28 protein-coding genes are annotated in these 26,999 nt (G+C 69.5%); 10 read left to right on the top strand and 18 right to left on the bottom strand.

Features of this window, described 5'->3' with window-relative positions:
• Positions 1-3: 3 nt before the first annotated feature.
• The 7 genes from WT97_RS21790 to mdcA form a co-directional block, all read right to left on the bottom strand.
• On the bottom strand, positions 4-936 hold the full coding sequence (locus WT97_RS21790) for an acyltransferase domain-containing protein (RefSeq protein WP_060354403.1): 933 nt from the start codon (positions 934-936) through the stop codon (positions 4-6).
• Entirely contained in the window at positions 933-1,799 is an 867-nt protein-coding gene (gene mdcB, locus WT97_RS21785; protein ID WP_060036359.1) for a triphosphoribosyl-dephospho-CoA synthase MdcB, read from the bottom strand. Before mdcB ends, WT97_RS21790 begins: the two co-directional genes overlap by 4 nt.
• Positions 1,796-2,464 carry a malonate decarboxylase holo-[acyl-carrier-protein] synthase gene (gene mdcG, locus WT97_RS21780; protein WP_060036358.1) on the bottom strand — a complete coding sequence of 223 codons (669 nt, stop codon included), beginning with the start codon at positions 2,462-2,464 and terminating at the stop codon, positions 1,796-1,798. Before mdcG ends, mdcB begins: the two co-directional genes overlap by 4 nt.
• Positions 2,451-3,158, bottom strand: a complete 708-nt coding sequence (mdcE, locus tag WT97_RS21775; protein WP_060354402.1) for a biotin-independent malonate decarboxylase subunit gamma — start codon at positions 3,156-3,158, stop codon at positions 2,451-2,453. Before mdcE ends, mdcG begins: the two co-directional genes overlap by 14 nt.
• Positions 3,159-3,237: 79 nt before the next feature.
• Entirely contained in the window at positions 3,238-4,161 is a 924-nt protein-coding gene (locus WT97_RS21770; RefSeq protein WP_059501940.1) for a biotin-independent malonate decarboxylase subunit beta, read from the bottom strand.
• Positions 4,158-4,472 (bottom strand): malonate decarboxylase acyl carrier protein, encoded by a 315-nt coding sequence (gene mdcC, locus WT97_RS21765; RefSeq protein ID WP_059501938.1) that lies wholly within the window; start codon positions 4,470-4,472, stop codon positions 4,158-4,160. Before mdcC ends, WT97_RS21770 begins: the two co-directional genes overlap by 4 nt.
• Positions 4,473-4,482: 10 nt before the next feature.
• Positions 4,483-6,129, bottom strand: coding sequence for a malonate decarboxylase subunit alpha (mdcA, locus tag WT97_RS21760; RefSeq protein WP_059792609.1), 1,647 nt, complete (start codon positions 6,127-6,129; stop codon positions 4,483-4,485).
• On the opposite strand from mdcA, the gene WT97_RS34255 reads away from it, so the two are divergent.
• Positions 6,128-6,553 (top strand): hypothetical protein, encoded by a 426-nt coding sequence (locus WT97_RS34255; protein WP_156440307.1) that lies wholly within the window; start codon positions 6,128-6,130, stop codon positions 6,551-6,553. The two genes, mdcA and WT97_RS34255, sit on opposite strands and share 2 nt — an antisense overlap.
• Here the strand turns inward: WT97_RS34255 and madM are convergent.
• Both madM and madL read right to left on the bottom strand, forming a co-directional pair.
• Positions 6,550-7,317, bottom strand: coding sequence for a malonate transporter subunit MadM (gene madM, locus WT97_RS21755; protein WP_059501937.1), 768 nt, complete (start codon positions 7,315-7,317; stop codon positions 6,550-6,552). The two genes, WT97_RS34255 and madM, sit on opposite strands and share 4 nt — an antisense overlap.
• An 11-nt stretch (positions 7,318-7,328) precedes the next feature.
• A complete protein-coding gene (madL, locus tag WT97_RS21750; protein WP_059501935.1) occupies positions 7,329-7,724 on the bottom strand; it encodes a malonate transporter subunit MadL in 396 nt (131 codons plus the stop codon).
• A gap of 327 nt (positions 7,725-8,051) precedes the next feature.
• Between madL and WT97_RS21745 the strand changes: the two genes are divergently transcribed.
• Positions 8,052-8,900: a LysR substrate-binding domain-containing protein gene (locus tag WT97_RS21745; protein WP_059501933.1), complete on the top strand. Its 849-nt coding sequence runs from the start codon at positions 8,052-8,054 to the stop codon at positions 8,898-8,900.
• A 153-nt stretch (positions 8,901-9,053) separates the two neighbouring features.
• Positions 9,054-9,335: a DUF4148 domain-containing protein gene (locus tag WT97_RS21740; RefSeq protein ID WP_059501931.1), complete on the top strand. Its 282-nt coding sequence runs from the start codon at positions 9,054-9,056 to the stop codon at positions 9,333-9,335.
• Between the two features lie 33 nt (positions 9,336-9,368).
• Here WT97_RS21740 and WT97_RS21735 read toward each other — a convergent pair whose 3' ends face one another.
• A complete protein-coding gene (locus WT97_RS21735) occupies positions 9,369-10,286 on the bottom strand; it encodes a 3-hydroxyacyl-CoA dehydrogenase NAD-binding domain-containing protein (RefSeq protein ID WP_059501929.1) in 918 nt (305 codons plus the stop codon).
• A gap of 246 nt (positions 10,287-10,532) precedes the next feature.
• Between WT97_RS21735 and WT97_RS21730 the strand changes: the two genes are divergently transcribed.
• Positions 10,533-10,973 carry an Hsp20/alpha crystallin family protein gene (locus tag WT97_RS21730; RefSeq protein WP_034206926.1) on the top strand — a complete coding sequence of 147 codons (441 nt, stop codon included), beginning with the start codon at positions 10,533-10,535 and terminating at the stop codon, positions 10,971-10,973.
• Positions 10,974-10,989: 16 nt separating this feature from the next.
• Positions 10,990-11,400: an Hsp20/alpha crystallin family protein gene (locus tag WT97_RS21725; RefSeq protein ID WP_059792377.1), complete on the top strand. Its 411-nt coding sequence runs from the start codon at positions 10,990-10,992 to the stop codon at positions 11,398-11,400.
• Positions 11,401-11,512: 112 nt separating this feature from the next.
• On the opposite strand, the gene WT97_RS21720 is transcribed toward WT97_RS21725, so the two are convergent.
• Positions 11,513-11,815 (bottom strand): zf-TFIIB domain-containing protein, encoded by a 303-nt coding sequence (locus WT97_RS21720; protein WP_059501925.1) that lies wholly within the window; start codon positions 11,813-11,815, stop codon positions 11,513-11,515.
• 90 nt (positions 11,816-11,905) lie between these two features.
• Positions 11,906-12,661, bottom strand: coding sequence for a TerC family protein (locus WT97_RS21715; RefSeq protein ID WP_060354401.1), 756 nt, complete (start codon positions 12,659-12,661; stop codon positions 11,906-11,908).
• A 110-nt stretch (positions 12,662-12,771) separates the two neighbouring features.
• On the opposite strand from WT97_RS21715, the gene WT97_RS21710 reads away from it, so the two are divergent.
• Together WT97_RS21710 and WT97_RS21705 are read left to right on the top strand one after the other, a co-directional pair.
• Positions 12,772-13,665, top strand: coding sequence for a LysR family transcriptional regulator (locus WT97_RS21710; protein WP_060354400.1), 894 nt, complete (start codon positions 12,772-12,774; stop codon positions 13,663-13,665).
• Positions 13,666-13,781: 116 nt separating this feature from the next.
• Positions 13,782-14,939: a DUF2242 domain-containing protein gene (locus WT97_RS21705; RefSeq protein WP_060354399.1), complete on the top strand. Its 1,158-nt coding sequence runs from the start codon at positions 13,782-13,784 to the stop codon at positions 14,937-14,939.
• Positions 14,940-15,197: 258 nt separating this feature from the next.
• Here WT97_RS21705 and WT97_RS21700 read toward each other — a convergent pair whose 3' ends face one another.
• Entirely contained in the window at positions 15,198-16,118 is a 921-nt protein-coding gene (locus tag WT97_RS21700; protein WP_060354457.1) for a pyridoxal-phosphate dependent enzyme, read from the bottom strand.
• Positions 16,119-16,278: 160 nt separating this feature from the next.
• Between WT97_RS21700 and WT97_RS21695 the strand changes: the two genes are divergently transcribed.
• Both WT97_RS21695 and WT97_RS21690 read left to right on the top strand, forming a co-directional pair.
• The gene (locus WT97_RS21695; protein WP_059792369.1) at positions 16,279-17,190 is read left to right on the top strand and encodes a LysR family transcriptional regulator; all 912 of its coding nucleotides are present in this window, start codon (positions 16,279-16,281) and stop codon (positions 17,188-17,190) included.
• A 569-nt stretch (positions 17,191-17,759) separates the two neighbouring features.
• Positions 17,760-18,959 carry an MFS transporter gene (locus WT97_RS21690; protein WP_060036352.1) on the top strand — a complete coding sequence of 400 codons (1,200 nt, stop codon included), beginning with the start codon at positions 17,760-17,762 and terminating at the stop codon, positions 18,957-18,959.
• 251 nt (positions 18,960-19,210) lie between these two features.
• On the opposite strand, the gene WT97_RS21685 is transcribed toward WT97_RS21690, so the two are convergent.
• Genes WT97_RS21685 through WT97_RS21675 form a run of 3 tightly spaced genes read right to left on the bottom strand, consistent with a single transcriptional unit; the run spans position 19,211 to position 22,871 of the window.
• The gene (locus WT97_RS21685; protein WP_060354398.1) at positions 19,211-20,233 is read right to left on the bottom strand and encodes a histone deacetylase family protein; all 1,023 of its coding nucleotides are present in this window, start codon (positions 20,231-20,233) and stop codon (positions 19,211-19,213) included.
• 24 nt (positions 20,234-20,257) lie between these two features.
• A complete protein-coding gene (locus WT97_RS21680; RefSeq protein ID WP_060354397.1) occupies positions 20,258-21,529 on the bottom strand; it encodes a Zn-dependent hydrolase in 1,272 nt (423 codons plus the stop codon).
• Between the two features lie 31 nt (positions 21,530-21,560).
• A complete protein-coding gene (locus WT97_RS21675) occupies positions 21,561-22,871 on the bottom strand; it encodes an MFS transporter (protein ID WP_060354396.1) in 1,311 nt (436 codons plus the stop codon).
• Between the two features lie 180 nt (positions 22,872-23,051).
• On the opposite strand from WT97_RS21675, the gene WT97_RS21670 reads away from it, so the two are divergent.
• Entirely contained in the window at positions 23,052-24,008 is a 957-nt protein-coding gene (locus tag WT97_RS21670) for a LysR family transcriptional regulator (RefSeq protein WP_034206911.1), read from the top strand.
• 61 nt (positions 24,009-24,069) lie between these two features.
• Here the strand turns inward: WT97_RS21670 and WT97_RS21665 are convergent, their stop codons facing one another.
• The gene (locus tag WT97_RS21665; protein WP_060354395.1) at positions 24,070-25,140 is read right to left on the bottom strand and encodes a porin; all 1,071 of its coding nucleotides are present in this window, start codon (positions 25,138-25,140) and stop codon (positions 24,070-24,072) included.
• Between the two features lie 158 nt (positions 25,141-25,298).
• Positions 25,299-26,729 (bottom strand): cytosine permease, encoded by a 1,431-nt coding sequence (locus tag WT97_RS21660; protein WP_059501903.1) that lies wholly within the window; start codon positions 26,727-26,729, stop codon positions 25,299-25,301.
• Positions 26,730-26,999: the final 270 nt, after the last annotated feature.

Raw genomic sequence — 26,999 nt, 5'->3', positions numbered from 1 at the left:
CGATCAGCCGGCCGCGACGCGCGCGAGCCAGCTCGTCACGCCTTCGACGGAACGGAAATCCGCGAGGCTGCGTGCCGGCAGCGCGGGATACGCGCCGGCGGCCATCTCGGCCAGCGCGCGTCCGGGGCCGAGTTCGAGAAACGCGGTTGCGCCGGCCTCCACGCACGCGGCGAGACAGGCCGCCCACTCGACCGGCTCGGCGATCTGCCGCGCGAGCTTGTCGAGGCCCGTGTCGACATCGAGCACCGACGCGCCGTCGATCCCCGAAAACAGCCGCGTGCCGGGCACCGGCCGGCGCACGGGCGTCGCGGCCAGCGTCGCGCGGAATGCGGGTACGGCCGCCGCGAGCCGGCGTGTGTGCGACGCGATCCGCACGCAGACGGGCGCGACGCGTAGCGCGCCGGCGCGCGTCGCGTCGTCGGCCACGGCATCGACGTCGGCGCGTCGCCCCGCGACCACGAACGCATCGCCGGGATTCGCGATCGCGATGGCCGCGTCGCGACCGTCGCATAGCTGCGCGAGTTGCGGGCGCGTCAGACCGCGCACGAACACCATCCGCTCGTCGCCGCCGCTCGCGGCATCCATCTCGCGGGCCCGCGCGGCGGCCAGATCGAGCGCATCGCGCGGGTCGATCATCCCCGCGACGCTCCACGAGCCGACCTCGCCGACGCTGTAGCCCGCGACGCAGCGCCGGCGCGGCCACACCGCATCGAGCAGCGCCGCCGCCGCGAGCGCCTGGACCGTGCAGAGAATCTGAGCAGCGCGGTTTTCCGACAGCGCGTCGGGCCCGGCGTGCCGGACCCACGCACGTGGATCGTCGCCGAGCAGGCGGCCCGCATGCACGAACAGTGCGTCGGCCTGCGGCGCCGAACCGGTCAGGTCGAACATGTCGGCGCGTTGCGCGCCCTGCCCCGAGCACAGGATGGCCAGCGTCATCGCGCGTCCCCTTCGGCTTCGAGCGCATCGACGAATACGCTCATCGCGAGCAGGTCGGCCGCGCCGCCCGGGCTCAGCCGGCGCGCGACGAACGCACGATGCGCGGCCGCCGCGCGCAGCCGCCAGTCGCACGCCCGCACACCGCCGCGCGCGACGAACGCGCGGGCGGTCGCGCGGGCGAAATCGAGGCCGCCCTGCCCGCCCCGATGCAGAAGATTCGTGTCGTCGAGCACGGCGATCAGCGCGAAGCACGCGGCGACCCGCGCGGCTTCCGGATCGTCCGGCAGGTCGCGCCGTGCGCGGCGCAGCGCGGGCAGCCCGACCGCGTACACGGACGGGAAGCCCTCGGCCGCCTCGCGACGCGCTCCGCCGACACCGTAGCGGCGGCTGGCGCGCTCGCCATGGCTGTCCGGCAAACGCGGGCCGCCGAGGATCTCGGCGCCCCAGCGACCGGCCACGAACGCACCGAGCGTGGTGCCATCCGGCATCGCGTCCGGCCGCGCACGCCGGCCGGCGGCCGCGCACAGCAGCCCGAGCCCGAAGATCGCGCCGCGATGCGTGTTGACGCCGCCGGTCACGGCGAGCATCGCGTGTTCGGCACGCAGGCCGATCTTGCGCAGCACGGCGATGTCCGCGTCGCGCGCGCCCGCGTCGGCGAGTTCCGCGAAATACGGCCGCAGCACGGCCGCGCTGCGCGCGAACGTCGCCGCGTCCATGTCCGCGTGACTGCCGGTGTCGACGTGACTGACGAGGCCCGGCTTCGGATAGGTCTCGATCTCGAGCACGAGGCTGCGCTCGGCCAGCGCGGCGATGCGCTCGGCATCGGACGGCGCCGCCAGGCGGCAGGCACCCCGTGCGCTCATCGCGTACCTCCGGCAAATGCATCGGCGCGCATCAGCTCGACGGCCAGCGCGGTCTTCACCGCGACTTCGGGCAACCGCGCGTGCAGTTCGCGCCAGTTGACGCCCGCGCCGTCGTCGCGCAGCAGTTCGCCGTCGATGCGCATCGGCGCGCGCGCGTCGATCGCCGCGAGACCGTCGAGCAACGGCGCGAGCGATGCGGGATCGGGCAGCGGGAATACGATGTCGAGATCGGATGAGGCGCTCAGGTAAGGCTCCCCCGTCAGCGCCTGCCATGCGAGGCTGCCGAACACGCGGCCCTGCACGCCGCAGCGCGCGCCGAGCGCATCGAGATCGCGCAACGGCGCCTGCCATGCGGCGGGCGCGGCGGCGCGCACGTCCGTCAACGTCGGCAGCGGACCGACCGTCGCGAGCGCATCGGCGGCCACGTTCAGCGCGATGCGCCGCTTGCCCGCCGACGGCGGCAGCGGCAGACCGAGCGGCACGCGGCCGGCATCGGCTTCATCCGGCGACGCGCGACGCACGATCAGCGGCCAGCCGCGTGCGGCCCATGCGCGTACGAGCGGGTCGCCCGCGAGCGCGGGGTCGCGGGCAAATGCCGCGCCCCACCCGGCCGCCGTCAGCGTGACCAGCGTGTGGCGGCGCAGCGGCAGCTCAGCGGGCGGCACGCGCGAGTGCCTCGACGCGGGCGGCGACGTCGGTCGCGACCGGCCGGCCGCGCGCCGCGCGCCGGTCGATGCGCTCGGCCGGCTTGCCGAGCCATTCGCCGACCTGCGCGTCGAGCGCGCGGGACGGATCGAGCACGGCGTCGACGGCGCCCATCTTCACGAGATTGTCGAGCCCCGGCGCGAACACCGGTGTCGAACGCGCCATCTCCTTCAGCACGTCGATCGGCAGCTTGGTCACGCGCGACATCGACGGCAGATCCATCACCTCCGGCTCGGCGCCCGGCACGGCGAGCAGCGTGCGCGTCGCGAGCGCGGTCGCGATGAACGCGCCGGCGGCCGTGTGGCCGTACAGCACGCCGATCGTCCGGTGCCCGGCGAGATCCGCGTGCATCAGGCACTTCGCGAGATGCGACAGCCCTTCGTTCAGGCCGAGCAATTCGTCGCGCTTGCTCATCCGCTGGCTGTCGCTGTCGACCAGCACGAGAATCGGCGTGTCGCCGCCGCGCGCGACCGTATCGAGCACGTGCGACGCGAGCGTCAGCGCCTCGTCGATGCCGAACGGCAAGCGCTCGGCAACGCCGATCACGTCGACGCGCACGCCGGCCAGTTCCGCGTGGCCCGTCAGCAAGCCGCCGTCGCGCGCAATCGCATGGCCCGCGGGAAACAGCGCGTTCAGTATTTCATCGAGCGTCATGCTGCCTCCCGCCGGACCGCGCCAACGGAGGCAGGCGCCCCCTCGGGGCGCAGCGAACGAAGTGAGCGTGAGGGTCGTTTCATTTCTGCTCCTGTAACTGGTCGGCGAGCGTGGCGAATTCGTCGTCGGGCATGCCGGGAATCGCTTCCGGCCGATCCGCGCCGAGCATGCGCCACACGTCGAGCGCATCCTGGCAGGCGCCGAACCGCTCGACCCGCGCTTCGAGGCGCGCCTGCTCCGCGCGCAGCATCGCCGCATCGAACGCCGGCGCACGGTCGATCAGCTCGAGCGCGGCCGCGCGGAACGCGTCCGGCGTATCGGCCACGTAACGATCGGCGCCGCCGATCAGCCGCCGGTGCTTGCCGCCCATCGTGCGCCAGATCAGCGCGCGATCCTTCGAGTCGAATTCCTCGACGCCGCGATTGGTCTCGATCACTTCGGGGCCCGACACGCTGATGCGCCCCTGCTCGGACACCGCGAGCGCCGAACAGCACGCGGCGAGCAACCCGCCGCCGCCGTAGCAGCCCGCCCGCCCGCCGATCAGCCCGATCACCGGCACGCCGGCCGCACGCGCTTCGACGAGCGCGCGCATGATCTCGGCGATCGCGAGCTCGCCCGCGTTCGCTTCCTGCAGCCGCACGCCGCCCGTATCGAACAGGATCAGCACCGGCTTGCCGACTTCGCGCGCGGCGCGCAGCAACCCGACGAGCTTCGCGCCGTGCACTTCGCCGAACGCACCGCCCATGAAGCGGCCCTCCTGCGCGGCGACCAACACCGGCCGGCCGTCGAGCCGGCCGTGGCCGACCACCATCCCGTCGTCGAACTGCTGCGGCAGATCGAACAGCGGCAGGTGCGGGCTCGTCACGCGCTCGGCCGGCCCCAGGAATTCGCCGAAGCTGCCTGCGTCGAGCAGCCCGTCGATACGCTGCCGCGCCGACGCTTCGTACCAGCTCGCCGCGTTCGCGACGAACGCCGGCGCGTCGTGAATCACGTCGCTCATCATGCGTCTCCCTCGATCGCGCGCACGGCCTGCGCGAGCCGCAGCGACACCATGTCGGGGCGCGCGCCGCCGTCGTTGATCGACAGCCTCAGGCCGCCCGGCGTGCGCCGTTCGACGAAATCCGACACGACCGCCTGCCAGACCGCGCCGAAACCGACGGCCGCGGTGCGGATGTCGATCTCGCATTCGTTGCCGGGCAGCACGCGCTCGACCAGCACCTCGAGGTTGCCGGACGCGACCACGCCGACGAGCGCCGCGGCCTGCTCGCCCTTCGCGCGTTCGCGCGCGGTGAAGCGATAGTTCAACTGTTCCATGCCCTCTTCCTCACCAGTTGCGGAACCGGGCCGGCGGCGCATAGAGCCCGCCCGACCAGTGCACGAGATCCTTGATCGAACGCGCGGCAAGCCAACGGCGGTCGGCGTCGAGCGGATCGATGCCGAGATCTTCCGGGCGGCGGATCACGCCGCGCTCGCGCAGCCGCTCGACCAGCTTCCGGTCGCGGCCGCGGCCCACGTCCGTATAGCCGGCGACGCCGCGGATCGCGTGCTCGCGTTCGTCCTTGTCGCGGCACATCAGCAGGTTCGCGATCCCTTCCTCGGTGACGATGTGCGTGACGTCGTCGCCATACACCATGATCGGCGCGAGGTCGAGCTGCAGCTTGTCGGCGAGCTTCAGCGCGTCGAGCTTCTCGACGAACATCGGCACGTTCTTGTCGCCGAACGTCTCGCCGATCTGCACGACCAGCTTGCGGCCACGCCGCAGCGCCGCCGGCGTATCGGGGTCGGCTTGCGCGCCGGCCTTCAGCCACGGCTCGCTCGGATGGCGGCGGCCGCGCGCGTCGCTGCCCATGTTCGGCGCGCCGCCGAAGCCGGCGATCCGCTCGGCCGTGACCGTCGACGAATGGCCCGCCAGGTCGATCTGCAACGTCGAGCCGATGAACATGTCGCATGCATAGAGGCCGGCCGTCTGGCAGAACGCGCGGTTCGAGCGCAGCGAACCGTCGGGGCCCGTGAACCACACGTCGGAGCGCGCACGGATGTAGTCGTCCATCCCGACTTCGGAGCCGAAGCAGTGGATCTGCTCGACCCAACCCGATTCGATCGCGGGAATCAGCGTCGGGTGCGGATTGAGCGCCCAGTGCGTGCAGACCTTGCCCTTCAGCCCGAGCTTCTCGCCGTAGGTCGGCAGCAGCAGCTCGATCGCGGCCGTGTTGAAGCCGATCCCGTGATTCAGGCGGCGAATGCCGTAGGGCTCGTAGATGCCCTTGATCGCGAGCATCGCGGTCAGGATCTGCGTTTCGGTGATCGCGGCCGGATCGCGCGTAAACAGCGGCTCGACGTAGAACGGCCGGCCGGCCTCGACGACGAAATGCACGCGATCGCCCGGGATGTCGACGCGCGGCACCTTGTCGACGATGCGGTCGACCTGCGCGATCACGATGCCGTCCTTGAACGCGGTGGCCTCGACGACGGTCGGCGTGTCCTCCGTGTTCGGGCCGGTGTACAGGTTACCGTCGGCGTCGGCGCTCACGGCCGCGATCAGCGCGACCTGCGGCGTGAGGTCGATGAAGTAGCGGGCGAACAGTTCGAGATACGTATGCACCGCGCCGAGCGCGATCTTGCCGCCGAACAGCAGCTTCGCAATGCGCTGCGACTGCGGGCCCGAATACGCGAAGTCGAGACGCTTCGCGATCCCGCGCTCGAACACGTCGAGATGCTCGGGCAGCACGACGCCCGACTGCACCATGTGCAGGTCGTGGATCTTCGCGCTGTCGACGTCAGCGAGCGCGGTGGCGAGCAGATCGGCCTGCTTCTGGTTGTCGCCTTCGAGGCAGACGCGGTCGCCGGGCCGCAGCACCGCTTCGAGCAACGCGACGGTGTCGCGCGCATCGACCCGCTTGCCCTGCGCGTAGGCCGCGCCGGCCGCGAGGCGTGCATCGCGCGCCTGCCGCGCGTGATTCCATCCCGTCATGAACAGTTCTCCGCTTCGATGGTTCAGCGGCATTCTAAGCCTGGCGCCGCCGCCGATTGATGATGATGCAGAATGCGACTCAGAGGGCGCCGCGATGGATGCGGCCCGCGCGCGGGTCGCATCCATCGCCCTAGGGCCTGTTCACGCTAATAACGGGCTTGCGAACGTGCCTTTCCGCCCGCAGGGCAAGGAGAAAGGAGGCGCAATAGCCGTAGCTATTGCAACGACGAACGACGCCGCCATGCGGGCGGAAAGGCACGTTCCCCTGTTTGGAAAAAATTCGTTCGTGGGGCTGGCCCCCAGAAGGGCCGAGCGCCGCGTCATGCTCCTCGCGAATACGTCGAGTATTCGCTTCGTCGCAATCCTTGCGCTCGGCCCTTCTGGGAGCCAGCGCAAGCCCGTTATTAGCGTGAACAGGCCCTAGGCACCGACCAGCGCGCGCGTCGTGAAGAACAGCAGCGAAGGCCCGAGCAGGCAGCCGACGCCGGTATGGAACGTCGCGACCAGCGCGCCGTACGGAACGAGCCGGCGGTCGGTCGCGGCGAGCCCCGCGCTCACGCCGCTGACGGTGCCGGCCAGCCCGCCGAAGATCATCGCGGAGCGCGGCGTCTTCAGGCCCATGAAGTTGGCCGCAACCGGCGTGCCGACCATCACGATGATCGCCTTGACGAGCCCCGTCGCGATGCTGAGCGCGATCACGTCGGAGCTCGCGCCGATCGCCGCACCCGTGACGGGCCCGACGATGTAGGTGACGGCGCCCGCGCCGATGGTCGTCATGCTGACCGCATCGGTATAGCCGAACGCGCGCGCAACGCACGCGCCGACGATGAACGGCAGCACGGTGCCGAGCAGCAGCGACACGACGCCGACGAGCCCGGCCTTGCGCGCCTCGGCCGGCTGCACTTCGAACGCGGTCGCGACGATCGCGAAATCGCGCAGCATCGCGCCGCCCATCAGGCCGATGCCGGCGAACAGCTTGACGTCGGCCAATCCCTTCTCGCCGCCGGTGAATGCGCCGCCGACGTACGCGAGCACGAGACCGATGACGATCGCGATCGCCGAGCCGTGCACGCGGCCGAACGTGAGCTTGCGCGACGCGATCGACGACAGCCACATGATCAGGCCGACCAGCGCGAACGACGCGACGAGCCCGTTGTGGGCGACGGTTTTTTCGAGCATCTGCAGCATGGCGGCCTCCGTTACTGTTCTTCGAATTGCGGCACGCCCGCGAAGGCCGTGTCGTCGCGCCCCATGCGCGCGAGTACCGCGATGCAGCATGCGCAGATCGCGACCGCGCCGACGGCGGCCAGCAGCGCGACCGGGCCGCCCTTGAGCGCGGCGACGACGTTCTGGTTCGCGGCCATCGCGACGACGACCGGGATGTACATCGCGCCCCAGAAACCGACGCCGGCCTCGGTCTCCTTCGGCAGCCAGCCGCGCCGGTGCAGCCACAGGCGCAGGCAGATCAGCAGCAGCATCGCGATGCCGACGCCGCCGACGTTGGTCTTCACGCCGATGGCTGCGCCGAGCAGGTCGCCGAGAAACAGTCCGGCCAGGTGGCAGAACGCCAGCAGCGCGGTTCCGTAGATGATCATGAGTCGTCTCCAGTCTCTTCGTGACGGGCGCCTGACGCGTGCGGGAGCCAGGCCCGCACGCCGATCCCGGGCGGACTGTTTGTCTCCTGCGGCGGGGCGCCGCGGCCCGGCGGCTCGTCGTGCGAGCGCGTTCTCGGGGTCGATGGGATGATGCGGGTTCGGGCCGGACGCCGGATGGCTTAGACTGACCGATGCAGCCGGCGGCGCGACACGGGCTACGCGTCCGGTGCCCCCTTCGCAGAGGCCGCACTGGCGCGTGATCCGATACTAGCGCCGCAAAATCCGGCCATTTATGAAGTTGTCGAAACCGATTCAGTGGATTTAGCAATGCGTCCGTTACCGCCCGAGTTGCTGCGCAGCTTCGTCGCCGTCGCCCAGTCCGGCAGCTTCACCGCCGCGTCCGAGCGCGTGAACCTGTCGCAGTCGACCGTCAGCCAGCATATCCGCCGCCTCGAGGAGCTGCTCGACCGGCCGCTGTTCGAGCGCGACACGCGCAACGTGCACCTGTCGCAGCACGGCGACGCGCTGTTCCGCTACGCGGTGCGCATCCTCGAACTGATGGACGAGGCCGTCACGTCGGTATGCGGGCCGCCGCTGTCGGGCAAGGTGCGGCTCGCGATGTCGGAGGATTTCGCGTCGGCGCACCTGACGGCCGCGCTCGCGAGCTTCGTGCAGCGCAACCCGGACGTCGAACTCGCGATTTCGACCGGGCTGTCGGGCGACCTGTTCGACGCGCTCGACGAAGGCCGGCACGATCTCGTGTTCGCGAAACGCATCGCCGGCAGCCGGCGCGGCCGCGTGATCCGCAGCGAACCGCTGTACTGGTGCACCGGCCCCGATTCGCGGATCACCGGCCACGAAGCCGTGCTGCCGCTCGCGATGCATCCGGAGCCGAGCGTGTCGCGCCGCCGCGTGCTCGAATCGCTCGAAGCCGTCGGGCGCCCGTACCGGATCGCCGTCGTGAGCAGCAGCATCGCGGTGTTGCGGGCGGCCGCGAGCGCGGGGCTCGGCGTCAGTGCGTTCGCCGGCTACGTGATCCCGGCCGGGCTCGCGCGGCTCGAGGCGGGACTGCCGGAACTCGGCGAACTCGAATACGTGATCGATCGCCCGGCGGCCGCGTCGCGCTCGACGCTCGCGCTGGAAGCCACGCTGATCGCGGCGGCGGCCGAACTGTAACGGCGCCGTGCGCGGTCGCGCCCGCACCTGACAGCTTTGCCCGGCACGCGTCATCGTCCGCGCAGCACCCGCTCGCGACAATGGGACCCATCGGAGGCGCACCGCGCATCGCCGCGCGCCTCCGGTACCCCGTCCCCTTGATCGGAGCCCGCCATGAAGACCGTCCTGCGATTCGCCGTCGCGACCGCCGCAGCCGCGCTGCTGTCCCCCGCCTTTGCCCAGACCGACGCGTCGGCTCCCGCTCCGGGCCTGACGCGCGCGGAAGTCGTCGACCAGCTCAAGCAGGCCTATCTCGACGGCGAACTGCCGACGAACGACGGCAACTACCCGCCGGACGCCGCGACCCGCGCGCGCAACCGCGAACTCGTGCAGGCCGCGAGCCCCGCGTGGCTGGCCCATGTGCCGCCCGCGCCTCAGGCGGCGTCGCAGCAGTGACCGGCGCCGCCGCCGCGCGCAATTCAATCGGGATCAGGGCAGGAAGCTGCGGCGCCGCGCGTCGATCAGCTCGACGAGCAACCGGTCGCGCTCCGCCGCCAGCTCCTGCATCGAGCGCTCGCCCTGGATCGCGCGCAGCGCGTCGTTCAGTTTGCGATCGACTTCCGGATCGAACGAAGGCGTGCCGAGGTCGTCCCACCAGCTCGCGATCGGCCCCGACAGGTGTTCGAGAAAGTGCGCGATCCCGCCCGCGCCGCCGCCGAGGTGATAGGTCAGGCACTGCCCCATCAGCCCCCAGCGCAGGCCGGGGCCCCACGCGACAGCCTTGTCCGCGTCGGCGACGCTCACGACGCCTTCGCCGACGAGGTGATACACCTCGCGAAACAGCGCGGCCGCGAGCCGATTCGCGACGTGGCCGGTCATCTCCTTGTTCAGGACGATCGTCTGCTTGCCGAGCCCGTCGTAGAAATGCTTCACGCGCGCGATCACGTCCTGGCCGGTCGCATCGCCGCCGACCAGCTCGACGAGCGGGATCAGGTGCGGCGGATTGAACGGATGCGCGATCAGGCAGCGTTCCGGGTGCTTCGCGCACGCGGTCTGGATATCGGACATCTTCAGGCCCGATGAGCTCGACGCGATCGGCACGTGCGCGGGCAGCACGTCGTCCATCTGACGATAGAGCGCGCGCTTCAGGTCGAGTCGCTCGGGGCCGCTCTCCTGCACGAAGTCGACGCCGTCCAGCGCACGCACGAGATCCGCGTCGAACGACAGCCGCGCGGCAAGTTCGGCGGCCCGCTCGCCGAGAAACGCGGCCAGCGCGTCGCGCAGCCGCGCATCGGCCTGCGGGGCCGGGTCGGTCGCGACGACGTCGAAACCCTGCGTCAGGTAGAAAGCGGCCCAGCTCGCGCCGATCACGCCGGCGCCGACGATCGCGATACGTCGAATGTCCATGGTTGTCCCGTGTGGTTGGTCTGCGGATATGCCGCGCCGATTGTCGCATCGAATCCCGCGCGCACGCGTCGGCGCAGATCGCGCAATCCCTCTTGAAATGCGCGACGGCGGCCACTAATTAGGCGTCGTCGGGCAGTGCCTCATGCAACGCACCGCCCCCGTATCGATCCAGTGGAGCCACCCGTCGCGCCCGCCGCAGGCGTCGCGCCGTCACGTCTCCCGCGTTCCCTGTTCAGGAGGACCAACATGAGCGGTATCCATTTCGGCAACGACCTGTTCGACGAATTCGCCCGTGTGCAACGGCAGATGGCGAGCCTGCTCGGCGAGCGCCCGTCCGGCATCCGCGCGGTGCGCCCCGGCGCCTTTCCCGCACTCAACGTCGGCGCCACCGACGATGCGATCGAGATCGTCGCATTCGCGCCCGGCATGGCCGCGGCCGACTTCGACGTATCGATCGACAAGGATCTGCTGACGATCAGCGGCGAGCGCAAACCGGCGCCGCGCACCGAAGGCGACGACGTGCGCACGTATGCGCAGGAGCGCTTTCACGGCGCGTTCCGCCGCGTGGTCGAACTGCCGCGCGATGCGGACCCCGACCAGGTCAGCGCCCGCTACGAAAACGGCTGCCTGCTGATTCGCGTCGGCCGGCGCGAAGCATCGAAGCCGCGTGCGATCACCATTCAGTAACCTTCAGGATACCGACATGAATACGAATCCGACTCTGGCCGAACGCCACCCGGGCACCGTTCACGCTGCCGCCGCCGAAGCCGCCCGCCGGCCCGCGATCGCCCCATCCGTCGACATCGCCGAGGATCCGCGCGGCGTCACGCTGCGGGCCGACCTGCCCGGCGTGCCGCGCGAGAACCTCGACGTGAAGGTGCACGACAACACGCTGACGATCGAAGCCGCGACGCACATCGATGCGCCGTCCGACCTGCGCGTACGGCACGCGGAAATGCGCGCGACGCGCTATGCGCGATCCTTCGTGCTGAGCGCCGATCTCGACACGTCGCGGATCGACGCGAACCTGCGCGACGGCGTGCTGACGCTGACGATTCCGCGCCGCGAGGAAACGCGTCCGCGCCGCATCGACGTGACGGCCGGCAATGCGTAAAGGTCGATGCGTGTCTTGACGCGACGCGCGTGAAAAAGCCCCGCACCGGCGCGATGCCGGGCGGGGCTTCATTGCATCGGGCCGCGCGCATTCAGGCGCGCGGACGGCAGATTCAATCGAAATCGAACAGGTCGAACACGGACTTCTTGCGACGCCGGCCGTCGTGCCGGTATCGCTCGTCGTGCGAGCGGCCGTCGCGCCCCCAGCCGTCGTCGCGGCCGTGCTGCGCGTGCGCATCGCGTTGCGCCGGCGCGGCGTCGCGGCGAGCCGGCGCGTCACCGGTTTCGCGGGCGATCAGCTTGTCGAGTTCGCCGCGATCGAGCCACACGCCGCGGCAAGTCGGGCAGTAGTCGATCTCGATCGACTGGCGCTCGGCCATCAGCAGGTCGGGCGTCTTGCAGACAGGACATTTCATCGCATTTCTCCTTTCCGTTCGAATCTCATTCGGATTCCGTATGAGGTGCGCGAGCCGGCCGCCGCGGCGGCCGGCGTCACGCGTGCCGCGTCAGTCGCGCGCCACGTGCGCCGCCCGCTTCGCCTTCGCGCGCCGCGCCAGCATGTTCATGCCCTCGACGAACGCCGAGAACGCCATCGCCGCATAGATGTACCCCTTCGGCACGTGCGAACCGAATCCTTCGGCGATCAGCGTCATGCCGATCACGACCAGGAACGACAGCGCGAGCATCACGATCGTCGGGTTGCGGTCGATGAAGCGGGCGAGCGGCTGCGCGGCGAACAGCATCACGGTCACGGCGACGATCACGGCGACGAACATGATCGGGACGTGCTCGGTCATGCCGATCGCGGTCACGATGCTGTCGATCGAGAACACGATGTCGAGCATCACGATCTGGCCGATCGCGGCCCACACCGTCAGGCCGGCCGCACCGACGGCCCCGCCCGCGCCGTTACCGTCGTGCGACACGTGGTGATGGATCTCGGTGGTCGCCTTCCACACGAGGAACAGGCCGCCCGACAGCAGGATCATGTCGCGCCACGAGAACGCATGGTCGAACAGCGTGAACACGGGTTCGGTGAGGCTCGCGATCCACGCGACGCTGCCGAGCAACGCGAGGCGCATCACCAGCGCGAGCGCGATGCCGAGGCGCTGGGTACGCGCGCGCTGCGCCTCGGGCAGCTTGTTGCTGAGGATCGAGATGAAGATCAGGTTGTCGATGCCGAGCACGACTTCCATCACGACGAGCGTCAGGAGCGCGGCCCAGACGGCGGGGTCGGTGGCAAGCGTCAGCAGGTAGTCCATGGGATGGGCCGATACGAAAGTGGAAAACCCGATGATATGCCGCCCCACACTTCGTAAAAATCAGAGAGAATCTGATCTTAGGTTCGGTTTTTACGATATATCCTGCTCCGATGCTGAATTTTCGACATCTGTACTATTTCTGGGTCGTCGTGAAGGAAGGCGGCTTCGCGCGTGCGGCCGCCCGACTGGACATGGCCGTGCAGACGATCAGCGCGCAGGTGCGCGAACTGGAGAAATCGCTCGGGCACCAGTTGCTGCGGCCGGCCGGGCGCGGCGTCGCGATGACCGACGCGGGGCAAGCCGCCTTCGCGCGCGCGGAGGTCATCTTCGAGATGGGCCGGCTGATTCCCGACGACGTGCGCGCGGCGGCCAGCCAGCCGACCGTGCGGCTCGCGGTCGGCCTCGCGGACGGCATCTCCAAGCTCGCCGCGCACGCGATCCTGGCCCCGGTGCTCGACACGCCCACACTGCGGCTGCTGTGCCACGAGGGCGAGCACGACGCGCTGCTCGCGGAACTCGCGCTGCATCATCTGGATCTCGTGCTGGCCGGTCAAGGCGCGCCGTCCGGGTCGAACCTGCGCGTGACGAGCGAGCGCCTCGTCGCGTCGCCGGTCGACTGGTACGGGCCTGCGGTGCTCGTCACGCCGGCCGCCCGGCAGCGCTTTCCGCAGTGCCTGACCGGCCTGCCGATGCTGCTGCCGACCGCGCATTCGGCATTGCGCGCGCGTCTCGACCTGTGGCTGGAAAGCGAGCGGATCGTGCCGCGGGTGGCCGGGGAATTCGAGGACAGCGCGCTGATGGCCGTGTTCGCGGCGCGCGGCCTCGGCGTGTTTCCGCTGAGCGAACTCGGCGCGAACGATGCGTCGCTGTTGCGCGGGCTCAGGCGGCTCGGCCGGGCGGGCGACGTGACCGAGGAAATCCACGCGATCCGCTCGCGGCGCGGTGAACATCACCCGCTGACGTCGCGATTGCTGGCCGCGGCGCACGGCGCGCCGGCCGTCTGAAGCGAGCGCGACATCAAACGAAACTATAATGTCGCCCCGGCCACACGAGACGTGTGTGCACGCCCATCCGGGCACCACCCTTGCGCCGCCTCTCGCCGAGCCTTCTGAAAGACGCCATGCACAACCGATTTCGCCTGTTTTCCGTTTCGTGCGCGCTCGCGGCCGCGACCGTGCTGGCGGCATGCTCGTCGCCGCCCAAGCCGATCTACCAGCAGGAACAGTTCGACGCGACCAGCAGCCCGTATGCGCATACGTTCCACTCGAAATCCGACGCGGCCTGCGAGGCCGCGCGGCGCGCACTGCTGAGCCAGGGCTACGTGGTGTCGTCGTCGCGCAACGACGCCGTCGACGGCAGCAAGAATTTCCAGCCGAGCAACGACATGCACGTCGTGATCGAGTTTCACGTCGTGTGCGCGGATGCGAATGCGGACGGCTCGTCGAGCATCGCGTACGTGAACGCGGTGCAGGACCGCTATACGCTGAAGAAATCGAATACGTCGGCCAGCGTCGGCCTCAGCGTGTTCGGTTCGCTGTCGCTGCCGATCGGGTCGAGCGACGATGCGCTCGTCAAGACCGCGAGCGAGACGATTCCCGCCGGCGTGTTCTACGAGCGCTTCTTCAATCTCGTCGACCATTTCCTGAAGATCGACCCGGCGCGCCGCGACCGCGCGACCGTGAAGGCCGCCGAGAAGGAGCCCGTCGCGCCGCTGCCCGAGCCCGCGCCGACACCGCAAGGCGAGCCGATGAAGATGACGACGCCGGTCGTGCCGACGCCGCCCGCGGCGCCCGTGCCGCTTTCGGCGCCGGGCGTCGCGCCGGGGTCGGGCGCAAATGCCGTGCCGTCGGCGGCATCGGCCGTCGCGGCGCCTGCAACGCGCGCTGCCGCGCCGGCGGCGGCGTCCGGGTCGGTGCCGGCTTCGGGAACGGCGCCCGCAGCGGCGTCCGCACCTGCGCCCGCTTCGGCGGCCGGTCCGGCGCCTGCGTCGGTGCCTGCTCCCGCGTCGGCGCCTGTGCCGGCTTCCGGTCCGGCAACCGCGCCGGCCCCTTCGTCGACTTCCGGTTCGACGGCCGCACCGGCTTCCGCGCCCGCGTCTGCTCCACGTCCGGCAGCGCCGACCGCCGCCGCTCCGTCGTCGGCCGCGCCCGCGCCTTCGTCGGCAGCATCGGCACCCGCGTCGGCATCGGCGCCGTCGAGCGCATCGCCTGCGCCGGCTGCCGCCGATCCGGTCGCATCGTCCGCGTCGTCCGGCGCGAGCGCGCCAACCGCGCACTGATCGCGCTCCCGTATCGTCGCGCCCGCGCGGATGCACCGTAGCGCGACGGTACGCCTCCCTTCCGCGTCATCCCCGAAACCGTTCATGCCCATGCGGCCGTATGCCGGCCGCGCATGGCCGCGCGGGATTGAAGGGATGACAAGGACAACGCCGACGCATCGCCGCTGGCTGCACGCGGTCCAAGCCCGCAGTGCACCACACACGACGATCGCAGGCGGCCCGTCGTCTCGCGACTGCGCTGTCTGCCGGCGCCCTCGCCTACCGCAACGTCGCGCGCAGCGTCTGCAAATGCTCGACGGTCGTGGTCACGCCGCCGCAGACGATCACCGCGATCTCCGCTGCCGACGCGAGCACCGGCACCGGCCGCTCCAGCGCGGCCAGCGCAGCGCCGCACGCAGGCTCGACGACGATCCTGTGTTCGTCGAGAAACCGCAGCGACGCGGCCACCGCGTCGGCATCGGACACGACGACCGGATGGATCGCGTGGCGTGTCGCCCATTCGACTGCGGCGTCGCACGGCCGCTTCGCGCCGAGCGTCGTCGCGATGCTCGCGATGGCCGCCAGTTCGACCGGATGCCCCTGCGCGAGCGAGCGCGCGTAGCAGTCGGCGCCTTCCGTCTCGGCCGCGACGACCGGCACGTCGTGCCAGCCGTTGCGCGCCAGCCCTTCGAGCACGCCGCACAGCAAACCGCCGCCGCCGACCGCGAGCACGATCGCGTCGGGCTTCGGGCCAACCGCCGCCATCTCGTCGATCATCGTCGCGTGGCCCTGCCACAGCACGCGATCGTCGAACGGATGCACGAACGCGTCGTGCTCGCCGAGCGCCGACTGCGCGAACGCATTCGCCTCCGCCCAGCTCGCGCCGTGCACCACGAGTTCCGCGCCTTCGACGCGGATCAGCTCGCGCGCCCGGGCCGACGTGCTTTCCGGCACGACGACGCGCACCGGCACGCCAAGCTCGCGGCCGCAATACGCGACCGCGATGCCCGCGTTGCCGCCCGACGACGACACGAACCGCCGGGCCCCGTCTGCATGGCGCGCTTCGCAGACGGCGCCGATGCCGCGCAGCTTGAACGAGCCTGACGGCTGCAGCGCATCGAGCTTCAGCCGGATGGCCTTGCCGAGCCGACGGGACGCGATGGGCGAGCGGATATAGGGAGTCGGGATATGAAGCGGCATGGGACGGAACGCAATGAGGACGGAGGAAAACGCACGCGACGCGCGACGAGCGAAGGCGGCAACGACGGCCATCGTACGGCACGCTCGTCATGCTTTCCAATACCATCGAATGGCGTTTGCTATGCTTCACAGGCATATCCACTCACCGACCGGACACCGCATGCGCCAGATCGAGCTGCGTCACCTGCGCTACTTCGTCGCCGTCGCCGAGGCCGGCAGCGTGATGGCCGGCGCCCGTGCGGCCGGTATCGTACAGCCCGCGCTGTCGCGGCAGATCCGCGAGCTCGAGGACGCGATCGGCACGCCGCTGCTGATCCGTCGCGCGACGGGCGTCACGCTCACCGCGGCCGGCACGAGCTTCCTGCACGATGCGACCGGCCTGCTCGCCATGCTGCAGGACAGCCGCGAGCGCGCGTTGCGCAGCGCGGCCGGCCAGCTCGGCGAACTGCGGCTCGGCGCGCTGCCGAACTGCCTGCCGTTGCCGGTCGTCGCGAACGTCCTGAAGGCGTTTCGCGATGCGTGCCCGGACGTGAAACTGTCGATCGCGCCGATGCTGTCGGCCGAGCAGGCGAACGCGCTGATGCGCGGCCAGCTCGATGCCGGGATCATGGCGTGGCGTCGCGACGAAGCGCCGCATCTGACGGGCGTACGGCTGTTGAGCGATCGCTTCGTGCTGGCGATGCCCGCGCCGCCGGGCGGCCGCTTCGTCGCGCCGCGCACGCTGGCCGACGTCGCGAACGAGCCGTTCGTCTGGTTCGATGCGCAGCGCTCCGCCGCGCACCACCGGTTCCTGATGACCCAGTGCCAGCAGGCCGGCTTCACGCCGCGCATCGCGCAGGTCGGCAGCGACATCCCGACGCTGATCGGTCTCGTCGCGGCCGGGATGGGCTGCGCGTTCGTGCCGGAAAGCGCGTCGCCGACCTGCCCGCGCACGGTCCGGCTCGTCGCGCTCGACGAACTCGCGAGCCGCTTCGACATCGAGTTCGTGTTCGACGGCGCGGCGGCGGCGCCGTCGCCCGTCGTCGCGCGTTTCCTGGCGGCGGTCCGCGCGGCGGCCGGCGAATCGGGCTGAACGAATGCGGATGCGGATGCATCGGCGCGCGGTCGGACGGTGCACGTTGCCGCCCCGACGGACGGAATGCCCATTTCCGCGATCCCGGCGTTTCAGCGGTTTTTGTGGACTAAACGACACCATCGCGTCATCGAAAAATCTTTCGGAACGCCGACGGACGACGCCACGACACCGCAATTTTCAAATTGACACCAAAAACAGTCGTTTAACGCCGATTCGAATCGTCATGGCCCGAAATATACTGCGCGCGCATCCCACCCCTCGTGCCAAAGAGAGGATGCGTTTCCGCCCCGGCCACGGTCCCCCTGTGGTCGGGGCTTTTTTGCCGTCGAGCCCGGCGGCGAAAGGCGTTCCGGCCATTGCGCGACGCCGGCCATCGGCGATCGCCTCTCCCGCCGAAGCACGGCTGCCGGGCCACGCCATGCACGTTGCCCGCACGCTGCATTGTTGACATGAAATCAAGATAATTTCGCCCGAATGCGGCTTTTTCCGCAAAAGTAATGCAGGCACACTTCACGCTGTCCTCAACGGCCTCATGCCGTCGTTCCCCGCTTACAGGAGCTCACCGCGTGAACCCCACGACTTCCTCCCCGTCCCGCGGCGGCGCCGCACTGCCGCTGCTCGCACTCGCCGCCGGCGCGTTCGGCATCGGCACGACCGAGTTCTCGCCGATGGGTCTGCTGCCCGTGATCGCCGACGGCGTGCACGTGTCGATACCGCAAGCCGGCATGCTGATCAGCGCGTATGCGATCGGCGTGATGGTCGGCGCGCCGCTGATGACGCTGCTGCTCGCGCGCTGGTCGCGCCGCGCCGCGCTGATCGCGCTGATGTCGATCTTCACGATCGGCAACCTGCTGTCGGCGGTCGCACCCGACTACACGACGCTGCTGCTCGCGCGCCTCGTGACGAGTCTCAACCACGGCGCGTTCTTCGGGCTCGGCTCGGTGGTCGCGGCAAGCCTCGTGCCGCGCGACAAGCAGGCCAGCGCGGTCGCGACGATGTTCATGGGCCTGACGATCGCGAACGTCGGCGGCGTGCCGGCCGCGACCTGGCTCGGCCACATCATCGGCTGGCGCATGTCGTTCGCGGCGACGGCCGGCCTCGGCGTGATCGCGATCGCCGGCCTGTTCGCCGCGCTGCCGAAGGGCGAAGCCGGCACGATGCCCGACCTGCGCGCCGAACTGTCCGTGCTGACGCGGCCCGTCGTGCTCGGCGCGCTCGGGACGACCGTGCTCGGCGCCGGCGCGATGTTCACGCTCTATACGTACGTCGCACCGACGCTCGAACACCTGACGGGCGCAACGCCCGGCTTCGTGACCGCGATGCTCGTGCTGATCGGCGTCGGCTTCTCGATCGGCAACGTCGCGGGCGGCCGGCTGGCCGACCGCTCGCTCGACGGCACGCTGATCGGCTTCCTGGTACTGCTGATCGCGACGATGGCGGCGTTCCCGCTGCTCGCCGCCACGCATGCGGGCGCCGGCGTCACGCTGCTGGTCTGGGGAATCGCGACGTTCGCGGTCGTGCCGCCGCTGCAGATGCGCGTGATGCGCGCGGCCCACGAAGCGCCGGGCCTCGCGTCGGCCGTCAACATCGGCGCGTTCAACCTCGGCAACGCGCTGGGCGCCGCCGCTGGCGGTGCGGCGATCTCGGCCGGGTTCGGCTACGCGGCAGTGCCGCTCGTCGGCGCGCTGATCGCCGCCGCCGGACTCGCGCTCGTCATGCTGCAGGTCACGCAGCGCCGCCGCACGCCGGCCGCCGCGAATTCGTGAGCGCGAGCGCGCCCCGCCTGCCCCCTGTCCGCACGCATTTTCACGGCCGCGCCATTGAACCGGCCCATGAAGCCGGACGGTTGACGTCCAGGCTGTTCGGAAAGACCGAACACTAACGCTCGGCACTGTCCAGGAAATCCAAGCGGTTCAATCATGAAAAACACCCCAAAGGTGGGTTGTCCAACCTTTGGGGTGCAGTTCACATGCGGCCGTTTTCACTGTCGGCGTACGGTCCGATTCCGCCGGCCCGGTCAGCGCCTCGTGGCAAACCCGCCGAAGAACGCGCGCGCGTTCGCATCGAGACTCTCGAGGTGATAGCCGCCCTCCTGCACGATCACCGTCGGCAATCCGAGCGCGCCGAGCGCGCCGCCGAGCCGCCCGAACCCGTCGGTCGTGACCGCGACCTGCGATTGCGGGTCGTCCTTGTAGATGTCGAAGCCGAGCGCGAGCACGAGCGCGTCGGGCTCGAACCGCGCGAGCGCGCGCAGCGCGTCGTCGAGCCGCTCGAAGAACGCCGACTCCGGCGCGCCGTGCGGCATCGGCAGGTTGAGGTTGAAGCCGGCGCCGGCGCCCGCCCCCGTCTCTTCCTCGTAGCCCGCGACGAGCGGGTAGAAGTTGGTCGGGTCGCCGTGGATCGACACGTACAGCACGTCGTCGCGACCGTAGAAAATCTCCTGCACGCCCTGCCCGTGATGCATGTCGGTATCGAGAATCGCGACGCGGCGATGCCGGCCGAGCAGCGCCTGCGCAGCGATCGCCGCGTTGTTCAGGTAGCAGAAGCCGCCGGCCGCGTCGCGGCGCGCATGATGACCGGGCGGCCGGCACAGCGCGTAGGCCTCGCGTGCGCCGTCGTTGACGTCGGCGGCCGCGGCCAGCGCGTCCTGCGCCGACCAGTACGCCGAGCGCCACGTATTCGCGCCCACCGGGCAACTGCCGTCGGCGAGATAGCGCGCGGCTTTCGCGAGCACGCCGCGCAGCGGGTTCGGATCGCGCACGAACACGTTCGACATCACTTCGTCGCCCCAGTCGTCGGGCATCCGCTTCCAGTCGCGGTGCGCATCCTCGAGAAAGCGCAGGTAGTTCATGTCGTGCACGGCCGCGATCGGCGCGGCGCCGCGGTCGGCCGGCTCGCGCACGTCGAAGTCGAGCGACCGGACGGCCGCAACGAGCCGCGCCGCGCGTTCGGGCACTTCCTGCGGCTCGCGCATCTGGCCGCGCGACAGGTAGCTGCGCGGATGGTGCAGCAGTTGTTCGGGATGGAAATAGGTTTTCATGGTGGTCCTCGTCGATTCGCCGTATCAGGCGCCGTGCGTCGCGGCCGGCGCTTCGACGCGCGTCGCGATGCCCGCGCGCGCCAGCACCGCATGGAGCAGCACGTTCGTGCCGCGCGTCACGTCGTCGGGCAACGCATCCTCGGCTTCGTTGTGCGACAGGCCGTCGACGCACGGAATGAACACCATCGCGGTCGGGAAGCGGCGTGCGAGCAGGATCGCGTCGTGGCCGGCGCCGCTCACGATGCGCTCGTGCGTGTAGCCGAATGCGGCAGCCGCCTGCGCGACCAGCCCGACGCAATTGCGGTCGAACGGCGTCGCCGGGCTGCGCCAGCAGGTATCGATCGCCACCTGCACGCCGCGCGCGGCGGCGACGCGGGCGCATGCGTCGCGCAGGTCGCGCTCCATCGCATCGACTTCGGCATCGTCGTGATGACGCAGGTCGACCGTGAACGTCAGGTCGCCGGCAATCGTGTTGCGCGATGCGTGGCGAATCCCGACCTGCCCGATCGTCGCGAGCCCGCGCGGCGCGTAGGCGGCGACGATCCGTTCGAGTTCGAGCGCGATCTGCGCGCTCGCGAAATACGCATCCTTGCGATACGGCATCGGCGTCGTGCCCGCATGCGCGGCCACGCCCGTCACCGTCACGTCGAGCCAGCGGATCGCCTGGCCGCCCGTGACGACGCCGATCGTCGTGCCGTTCGCCTCGAGCACCGGCCCCTGTTCGATGTGCGCCTCGAAATACGCGTCGACCGCGCCGCCCATTGCGCGCGTGCCGCGATAACCGCACGCGTCGAGCGCCGCGCCGAGCGTGACGCCGTCGGCATCCTGCTTCGCGAGCGCGTCGTCGAGCGGCAACGCGCCCGTGAACACGGCCGAGCCAAGCATCGCCGGCGCGAAACGCGCGCCTTCCTCGTTGGTCCACGACACGATCTCGAGCGGCTTGTCGGTCGCGATGCCCGCGTCGTTCAGCGTGCGCACGAGTTCGAGCGCGGCGAGCACGCCGTAGACGCCGTCGAAGCGGCCGCCTTCGGGCTGCGTGTCGAGATGGCTGCCGATCAGCACCGGCGCGGCGTGCGCATCGGCGCCGTCGCGCCGGGCGAACAGGTTGCCAACGGCATCGACGCTCACCGTCAGCCCCGCGTCGCGGCACCATTGCGCGAACAGGTCGCGCCCGCGCCGGTCGTCATCCGTGAGCGCGAGGCGCCGCACGCCGCCGCGCGGTGTCGCGCCGACGCGCGCCATGTCGGCCAGGCTGCGCCACAGGCGGGCGCCGTCGATTTCCAGCAGGTTGTTCATATGCATTCCGGATCGATTCGTTCGTGGAAGTTCAATGCGAGCCGAGCGCTTCGGCGGCGGCCGGCCGCGCGGCGCGGCGCGCATCGAGCGCGACGATGCAGAGCAGCGAAATACCGGCGAGACACGTGTAGAACACCGCGAGCGGCCACCACTGGCCCGTGAAGCGATGCGCGAGCCACGTGCCGGCGAGCGGCGTCAGGCCGCCCGCGATCGCGCCGCAAATCTGGTAAGCGAGCGAGATCGCCGAATAACGCACGTGTGCGGGAAACACGTCGCTGACGAAGCCCGCGATCACCGAGTAGAAGCCGGCCATGCAGACGACGGCGAGCGCGATGCCCGCGATCAGCGACGCGGACGTGCCGCCCTGCACGAGCATGAACATCGGATAAGGCGACAGCATCGCGAGCAGCGCCGCGAGTTTCAGGAAGCGCGCCCCGCCGATGCGCTCGGCGATCCAAGCGGCGAGCGGCTGCGCGAAGAACTGGATGATCGCGACCGCGAACAGGCTGTCGAGGATCAGCGAGCGCGATACGCCGACGTACTGGGTCGTGTACGCGATCATGAACGTGTTCGTGAAATAGACGCCCGCGATACCGATCGTGTTCGCGCCGATACAGAGCAGCACGAGCCCCGACGCGGAGCGGAACACTTCCGCGACCGGTAGCTTCACCGTGCGGTTGGCTTCCTTGACCCGCGCGAATTCCGGCGACTCGTTCACGCCGAGCCGGATCAGGATGCCGACCACGAGCAGCACCGAACTCGCGAGAAACGGCAGGCGCCAGCCCCATGCGAGGAAATCGGCCTTGTCCATCGACGTGACCGCGCGGAACGCGATCAGCGACAGGATCAGCCCGGCCGGGCTGCCGAGCTGCGCGAACGACGCGAAGAACGTGCGACGCCCCTGCGGCGCATGCTCGCCCGCCATCAGCACCGCGCCGCCCCATTCGCCGCCGACCGCGATCCCCTGCACGATGCGCAGCGCGACGAGCAGCACCGGCGCAAGGATGCCGACCTTCGAATAATCGGGCAGCAGCCCGACGCAGACGGTCGCGATGCCCATCATCATCAGCGTCGTCATCAACGCCTTCTTGCGGCCGATGCGGTCGCCGAGATGGCCGAAGATCACGCCGCCGAGCGGACGCGCGAAGAAGCCGACCGCGAACGTCGCGAACGACGCCATCGTGCTGACGAACGGGTCGTGCGACGGGAAATAGAGTTCGCCGAACACGAGCGCGGCAGCGGTCGCGTAGATGTAGAAGTCGTACCACTCGATCATCGTGCCGATGAACGCGGCCGTCGCGGCGCGCCCCGGCTGGCGGGCGGAAGGAAGGGACTGGGTCATGCGGGCTCCTGACGCACGCCGCGGCGGGGCGACGCGCAATATCGTGACGACGGCCGTCTGTCGCGGCCTCGCGCCGCACGCTGCGGCGCCCCTCCTTTATCGGCGACCGCAAATCATTAGTCAAATTTCAAGTTATTATTCGCGATATAAATCGAACTAATGCCCGCCTCCGGAGACCCGATGCGCCCCGATCTCGCCCCGTTCCTGAACGACCGCCTCGACTGGAACCTGTTGCGCACCTATCTGGTGATCATGCAGGAGCGCAGCGTGAGCCGCGCGGCCGCCCGCCTGCACGTCACGCAGCCGGCCGTCAGCCAGGCGCTGCGGCGGCTCGAGGAGACGCTCGAGCGCCGGCTGATCGAGCGGCGCGGCGCGCACTTCGCGCCGACACCGGCCGGCGAAGCCGTGTACCGGATCGCGAGCGACATCTACGGCGGCATCTCGCGCCTCGAGACCGAAATCGACGACAGCACGGCCGACCTGACCGGCTCGATCCGGCTGCTGACGGTGAGCCGCATCGAATCGCCCGTCTACGACGAGTTCCTCGCGGATTTCCATCGCGCGTATCCGCGTATCGATCTGCAGATCGAAGTGATGCGCTCGTCGGACATCCTGTCGTCGCTGCTGCAGAAAACGGCCACGGCCGGGCTCGGCCTGTGCCGCACGCCGCACGACAAGCTGGAGATGCGCTGCTTCCTGCGCCAGCGTTATGCAATCTACTGCGGCCGCCATCACCGGCTGTTCGGGCAGACGCAGTTGCGGATGGACGACCTGCTCGCGGAGAATTTCGTGTCGTTCACGAGCGACCAGATCGGCGACAGCCTGTCGCCGCTCACCGTGTTCCGCGACCAGAGAGGCTTCACGGGACGCATCGTCGCGTCGTCGCCGAGCCTCGAGGAAGTGCGGCGGCTGATCTTCGCGGGCTACGGGATCGGCTGCCTGCCCGAGCACATCGTGCGCGACGACATCGCGCAGCAACGGCTGTGGCGACTACCGCCCGACGACGGGCTCGTCGATGTCGACGTGTTCCTGCTATGGCATCGCGACCGCAAGATGAATGCGGCCGAGCACGCGTTTCTCGACGCGATGGAGCGCTGCATGCAGCGCTACTCGCTCGCGGAGCGGCTCGGGAAATGACGGCGCGCATGCGCCCGGAGCACGCGCCGGGCGCCCATGCCCCGGCGCGTCACGTCATGCGTCAGAAGCGATGCACGATACCGAGTTGCACGCCGCGCGCATTCGCGCCCGGGTACGCGAGCGGCAGGCCGGGGTTCGCCGCACCGGCGAGCGTGTAGCCGGCCTGATTGCGGTTGCGCAGGTACGACAGCGCACCGTAGAAGCTCGTGCGCTTCGACAGATCGTACTCGTACATCAGCCCGAGCTGATCCGCATTGTTGCCTTGCGACGACTGATCGTGCAGGTACGCGTAACCGAGCGCGACGTAGTTGGCAGGATTGAACTGGTATTTGACCGACACGCCGTACACGCGCGAATCGATGCCGAGGTCGGCCCACTTCACTGCGGAAAAACCGCCGTACACGGTCGCCTTGCCGATCGCGTAAGACGCACCGGCCATGAGCGTGCGATCGGTCGTGGTTGCCGCGGCGCTCTTCAACCACTGGCCCGCGACGAATGCGCCGAACGGGCCGTGTTCGTAGGTCAGATCGAACTGCTGGCTGGAACCGGCCGAGCGCACGCCGCCCGCATCGCCGAACCCGAAGTACAGCCCGCCCTGGAAACCGGCGATCTGCGGGCTCTGGTACGACAGCGTGTTGCTCGTGCGGAACGCGAACACGGTCAGGTTGTCCATGCCGGATGCCTGCGTGACGCCGCCGAACGCATCCTGTCCGCCCTGGTCGTTGAATAGCGGCGAATTCTGCCGGCCCGCGCGCACCTTGCCCCACTGTCCCGCGATGCCGACCCATGCCTGCCGGTTGAACATGCTGCCGGCGCTCGCGAGCGAGCCGTCGTTCGGATTGAAGCCGTTTTCCAGCGCGAACTCGATCTTCTGGCCGCCGCCGATATCCTCACCGCCCTTCAATCCGAATCGGCTGCCCCACTGGCCGCCCGAATTGATCGCGGCCGTATAGCCGTTGCCCGTATTCACGTACTGCGCGAATTCGTCGATCACGCCGTACAGCGTGACGCCGTCCTGCGCGAGCGCAGCGCCCGAACCGGCGACGCAGGCGATCGCCACCGCGACGCGAACACCGGCGTGCACCGGCCGCGCGCGGCAATCGATGCCGCGCGCTTCAATATACTTAGTCATACTATTCAATGGATCGAGATTGAAACGATGCTTGGCGCGGCGTGAATGCCGCACCGCCATCGCGGGATATGGGATTGCGTCGACAGCGCCCGGCGCTGGCCGCACCTGGCTCCGCGCCCGGGCCGGCGGCTTGCCGGCCCGATGCACGGGACGTGTCGTCAGTGGGGAACTTCGCCGCGTTCGAGCGGCAGGATCAGGCGTTCGGGAATGCTGCGTCGCGACGCGCGGGCGCCGACGTAATACAGCACGGCCGGCACGACGAGGCCGAGGATCCACGAGATGTCGGTGCCGCCGAGCGCATCGACGAGCGGCCCCGTGTAGATGTGCGTCGACATGAACGGCAACTGCACCAGGATGCCGACCACATAGATCGTGATGGCCATCGCGTTCCAGCGGCCGTAGCGGCCATCGGGATCGGACAGCGCCGGCACGTCGTAGCGCGACCGCGTGAAGCAGTAGTAGTCGACGAGGTTGATCGCGCTCCACGGCGTGAAGAACGCGAGCAGGAACAGGATGAACGCGGTGAACTCCTTCAGGAACGAATGACGGCCCGCGAGCGCGATCAGCGTCGACACGCAGATCATCCCGAAGATGTAGACGAGACGGCTCTTCGACGATACCGCATGCTTGCCGCGAAAGCCGCTGACGATCGTGGCCATCGACATGAAGCTGCCGTACGCGTTGAGCGCCGTGACCGTCACCTTGCCGAACGCGATGCTGAGATACAGCAGCGCGGCCACGGCGCCCGTCGAGCCCAGGCCGACGATGTACGACACTTCGTGGTGCGCGAACTGGCTGCCGGCGAGCGCGGCTGCGAACACGCCGAACACCATCGCCGCCTGTGCGCCGATCACCGAGCCCAGGCCGACCGCGAGAAACGTCGCGACCGACGACGTCGAGCGCGGCAGATAGCGCGAATAGTCGGCGACGTACGGGCCGAACGCGATCTGCCACGACGCGGACAGCGACATCGCGAGCAGGAAGCTCGGCAGCGAGAAATGCCGGTTCGCGAGCAGCGCGCCGATGTCGTGGTTCGCGAACAGTTGGGCGAACATGTAGACGAACGCGACGATGCCGACCACGCTCGCGATCCGGCCGACGAAGTGGATCGCACGATAGCCGAACACGGTCAGCACCACGATCACGGCCGCGAACAGCAGGATGCCGGCCGCGTCGTCGACGTGCAGCAGCTGCGCGACGGCCTGCCCGGCCAGCACCGAGCCGCTCGCGGAAAAGCCGATGTACATCAGGCACACGAGCACGATCGGGATCATCGCGCCGTACACGCCGAACTGCACGCGGCTCGAGATCATCTGCGGCAGGCCGAGCTGCGGCCCCTGCGCGCCGTGCAGCGCCATCACCGCGCCGCCGACGAGCTGGCCGAGCAGCAGCGCGACCAGCGACCAGAACACGTCGCCGCCGAGCACGACCGCGAGCGCGCCCGTGACGATGGCCGTGATCTGCATGTTGGCCGACAGCCACAGCGTGAACTGGCTCAGCAGGCCGCCGTGGCGCTCGGCATCGGGAATGAAGTCGATCGAGCGAACCTCGATCAGGCCGCCGGCTTTTCCACTGGAATTCGTTGACACGGGTCAATCTCCAAAATACTCAGGACCACACATGGTTTGAACGAGACAGGAAGCTGCGAGCCGCCCTTTCGGCTCGGCGAATGCGGGGCGCCGTGGATCGCCGGCATGCGCCACGCGCGCAGGGTCTGCACGCTGGCGCGCAAGCGGCACGACGTGTGCCGACATTGCCAGCGGATGATCTTGTATATACAACTTGCGAGATATCGGTGATTACCCGGTATCGATCGACTTTCGAAATTGTCCGAGCAATCGCGGTATATCTGCGCAGGT

The sequence above is a fragment of the Burkholderia sp. MSMB1459WGS genome (genome assembly GCF_001534535.1).
Classification (GTDB): Bacteria; Pseudomonadota; Gammaproteobacteria; order Burkholderiales; family Burkholderiaceae; genus Burkholderia.
This window is presented reverse-complemented; position numbering and strand designations above follow the sequence as displayed.

Coding starts and splice junctions, on each gene's coding strand:
- mdcC (WP_059501938.1), bottom strand. CDS start 4,472: ATGGAACAGTTGAACTATCGCTTCACCGCGCGCGAACGCGCGAAGGGC.
- WT97_RS21685 (WP_060354398.1), bottom strand. CDS start 20,233: ATGAAAACCTATTTCCATCCCGAACAACTGCTGCACCATCCGCGCAGC.
- WT97_RS21770 (WP_059501940.1), bottom strand. CDS start 4,161: ATGATGAGCGACGTGATTCACGACGCGCCGGCGTTCGTCGCGAACGCG.
- WT97_RS21680 (WP_060354397.1), bottom strand. CDS start 21,529: ATGAACAACCTGCTGGAAATCGACGGCGCCCGCCTGTGGCGCAGCCTG.
- WT97_RS21790 (WP_060354403.1), bottom strand. CDS start 936: ATGACGCTGGCCATCCTGTGCTCGGGGCAGGGCGCGCAACGCGCCGAC.
- WT97_RS21695 (WP_059792369.1), top strand. CDS start 16,279: ATGCGCCAGATCGAGCTGCGTCACCTGCGCTACTTCGTCGCCGTCGCC.
- WT97_RS21715 (WP_060354401.1), bottom strand. CDS start 12,661: ATGGACTACCTGCTGACGCTTGCCACCGACCCCGCCGTCTGGGCCGCG.
- madM (WP_059501937.1), bottom strand. CDS start 7,317: ATGCTGCAGATGCTCGAAAAAACCGTCGCCCACAACGGGCTCGTCGCG.
- WT97_RS21700 (WP_060354457.1), bottom strand. CDS start 16,118: ATGCCGCTTCATATCCCGACTCCCTATATCCGCTCGCCCATCGCGTCC.
- WT97_RS21730 (WP_034206926.1), top strand. CDS start 10,533: ATGAGCGGTATCCATTTCGGCAACGACCTGTTCGACGAATTCGCCCGT.
- WT97_RS34255 (WP_156440307.1), top strand. CDS start 6,128: ATGAACAGTTCTCCGCTTCGATGGTTCAGCGGCATTCTAAGCCTGGCG.
- WT97_RS21705 (WP_060354399.1), top strand. CDS start 13,782: ATGCACAACCGATTTCGCCTGTTTTCCGTTTCGTGCGCGCTCGCGGCC.
- mdcA (WP_059792609.1), bottom strand. CDS start 6,129: ATGACGGGATGGAATCACGCGCGGCAGGCGCGCGATGCACGCCTCGCG.
- mdcB (WP_060036359.1), bottom strand. CDS start 1,799: ATGAGCGCACGGGGTGCCTGCCGCCTGGCGGCGCCGTCCGATGCCGAG.
- WT97_RS21745 (WP_059501933.1), top strand. CDS start 8,052: ATGCGTCCGTTACCGCCCGAGTTGCTGCGCAGCTTCGTCGCCGTCGCC.
- WT97_RS21735 (WP_059501929.1), bottom strand. CDS start 10,286: ATGGACATTCGACGTATCGCGATCGTCGGCGCCGGCGTGATCGGCGCG.
- mdcE (WP_060354402.1), bottom strand. CDS start 3,158: ATGACGCTCGATGAAATACTGAACGCGCTGTTTCCCGCGGGCCATGCG.
- WT97_RS21740 (WP_059501931.1), top strand. CDS start 9,054: ATGAAGACCGTCCTGCGATTCGCCGTCGCGACCGCCGCAGCCGCGCTG.
- WT97_RS21670 (WP_034206911.1), top strand. CDS start 23,052: ATGCGCCCCGATCTCGCCCCGTTCCTGAACGACCGCCTCGACTGGAAC.
- WT97_RS21665 (WP_060354395.1), bottom strand. CDS start 25,140: ATGACTAAGTATATTGAAGCGCGCGGCATCGATTGCCGCGCGCGGCCG.
- madL (WP_059501935.1), bottom strand. CDS start 7,724: ATGATCATCTACGGAACCGCGCTGCTGGCGTTCTGCCACCTGGCCGGA.
- WT97_RS21710 (WP_060354400.1), top strand. CDS start 12,772: ATGCTGAATTTTCGACATCTGTACTATTTCTGGGTCGTCGTGAAGGAA.
- WT97_RS21720 (WP_059501925.1), bottom strand. CDS start 11,815: ATGAAATGTCCTGTCTGCAAGACGCCCGACCTGCTGATGGCCGAGCGC.
- WT97_RS21725 (WP_059792377.1), top strand. CDS start 10,990: ATGAATACGAATCCGACTCTGGCCGAACGCCACCCGGGCACCGTTCAC.
- WT97_RS21675 (WP_060354396.1), bottom strand. CDS start 22,871: ATGACCCAGTCCCTTCCTTCCGCCCGCCAGCCGGGGCGCGCCGCGACG.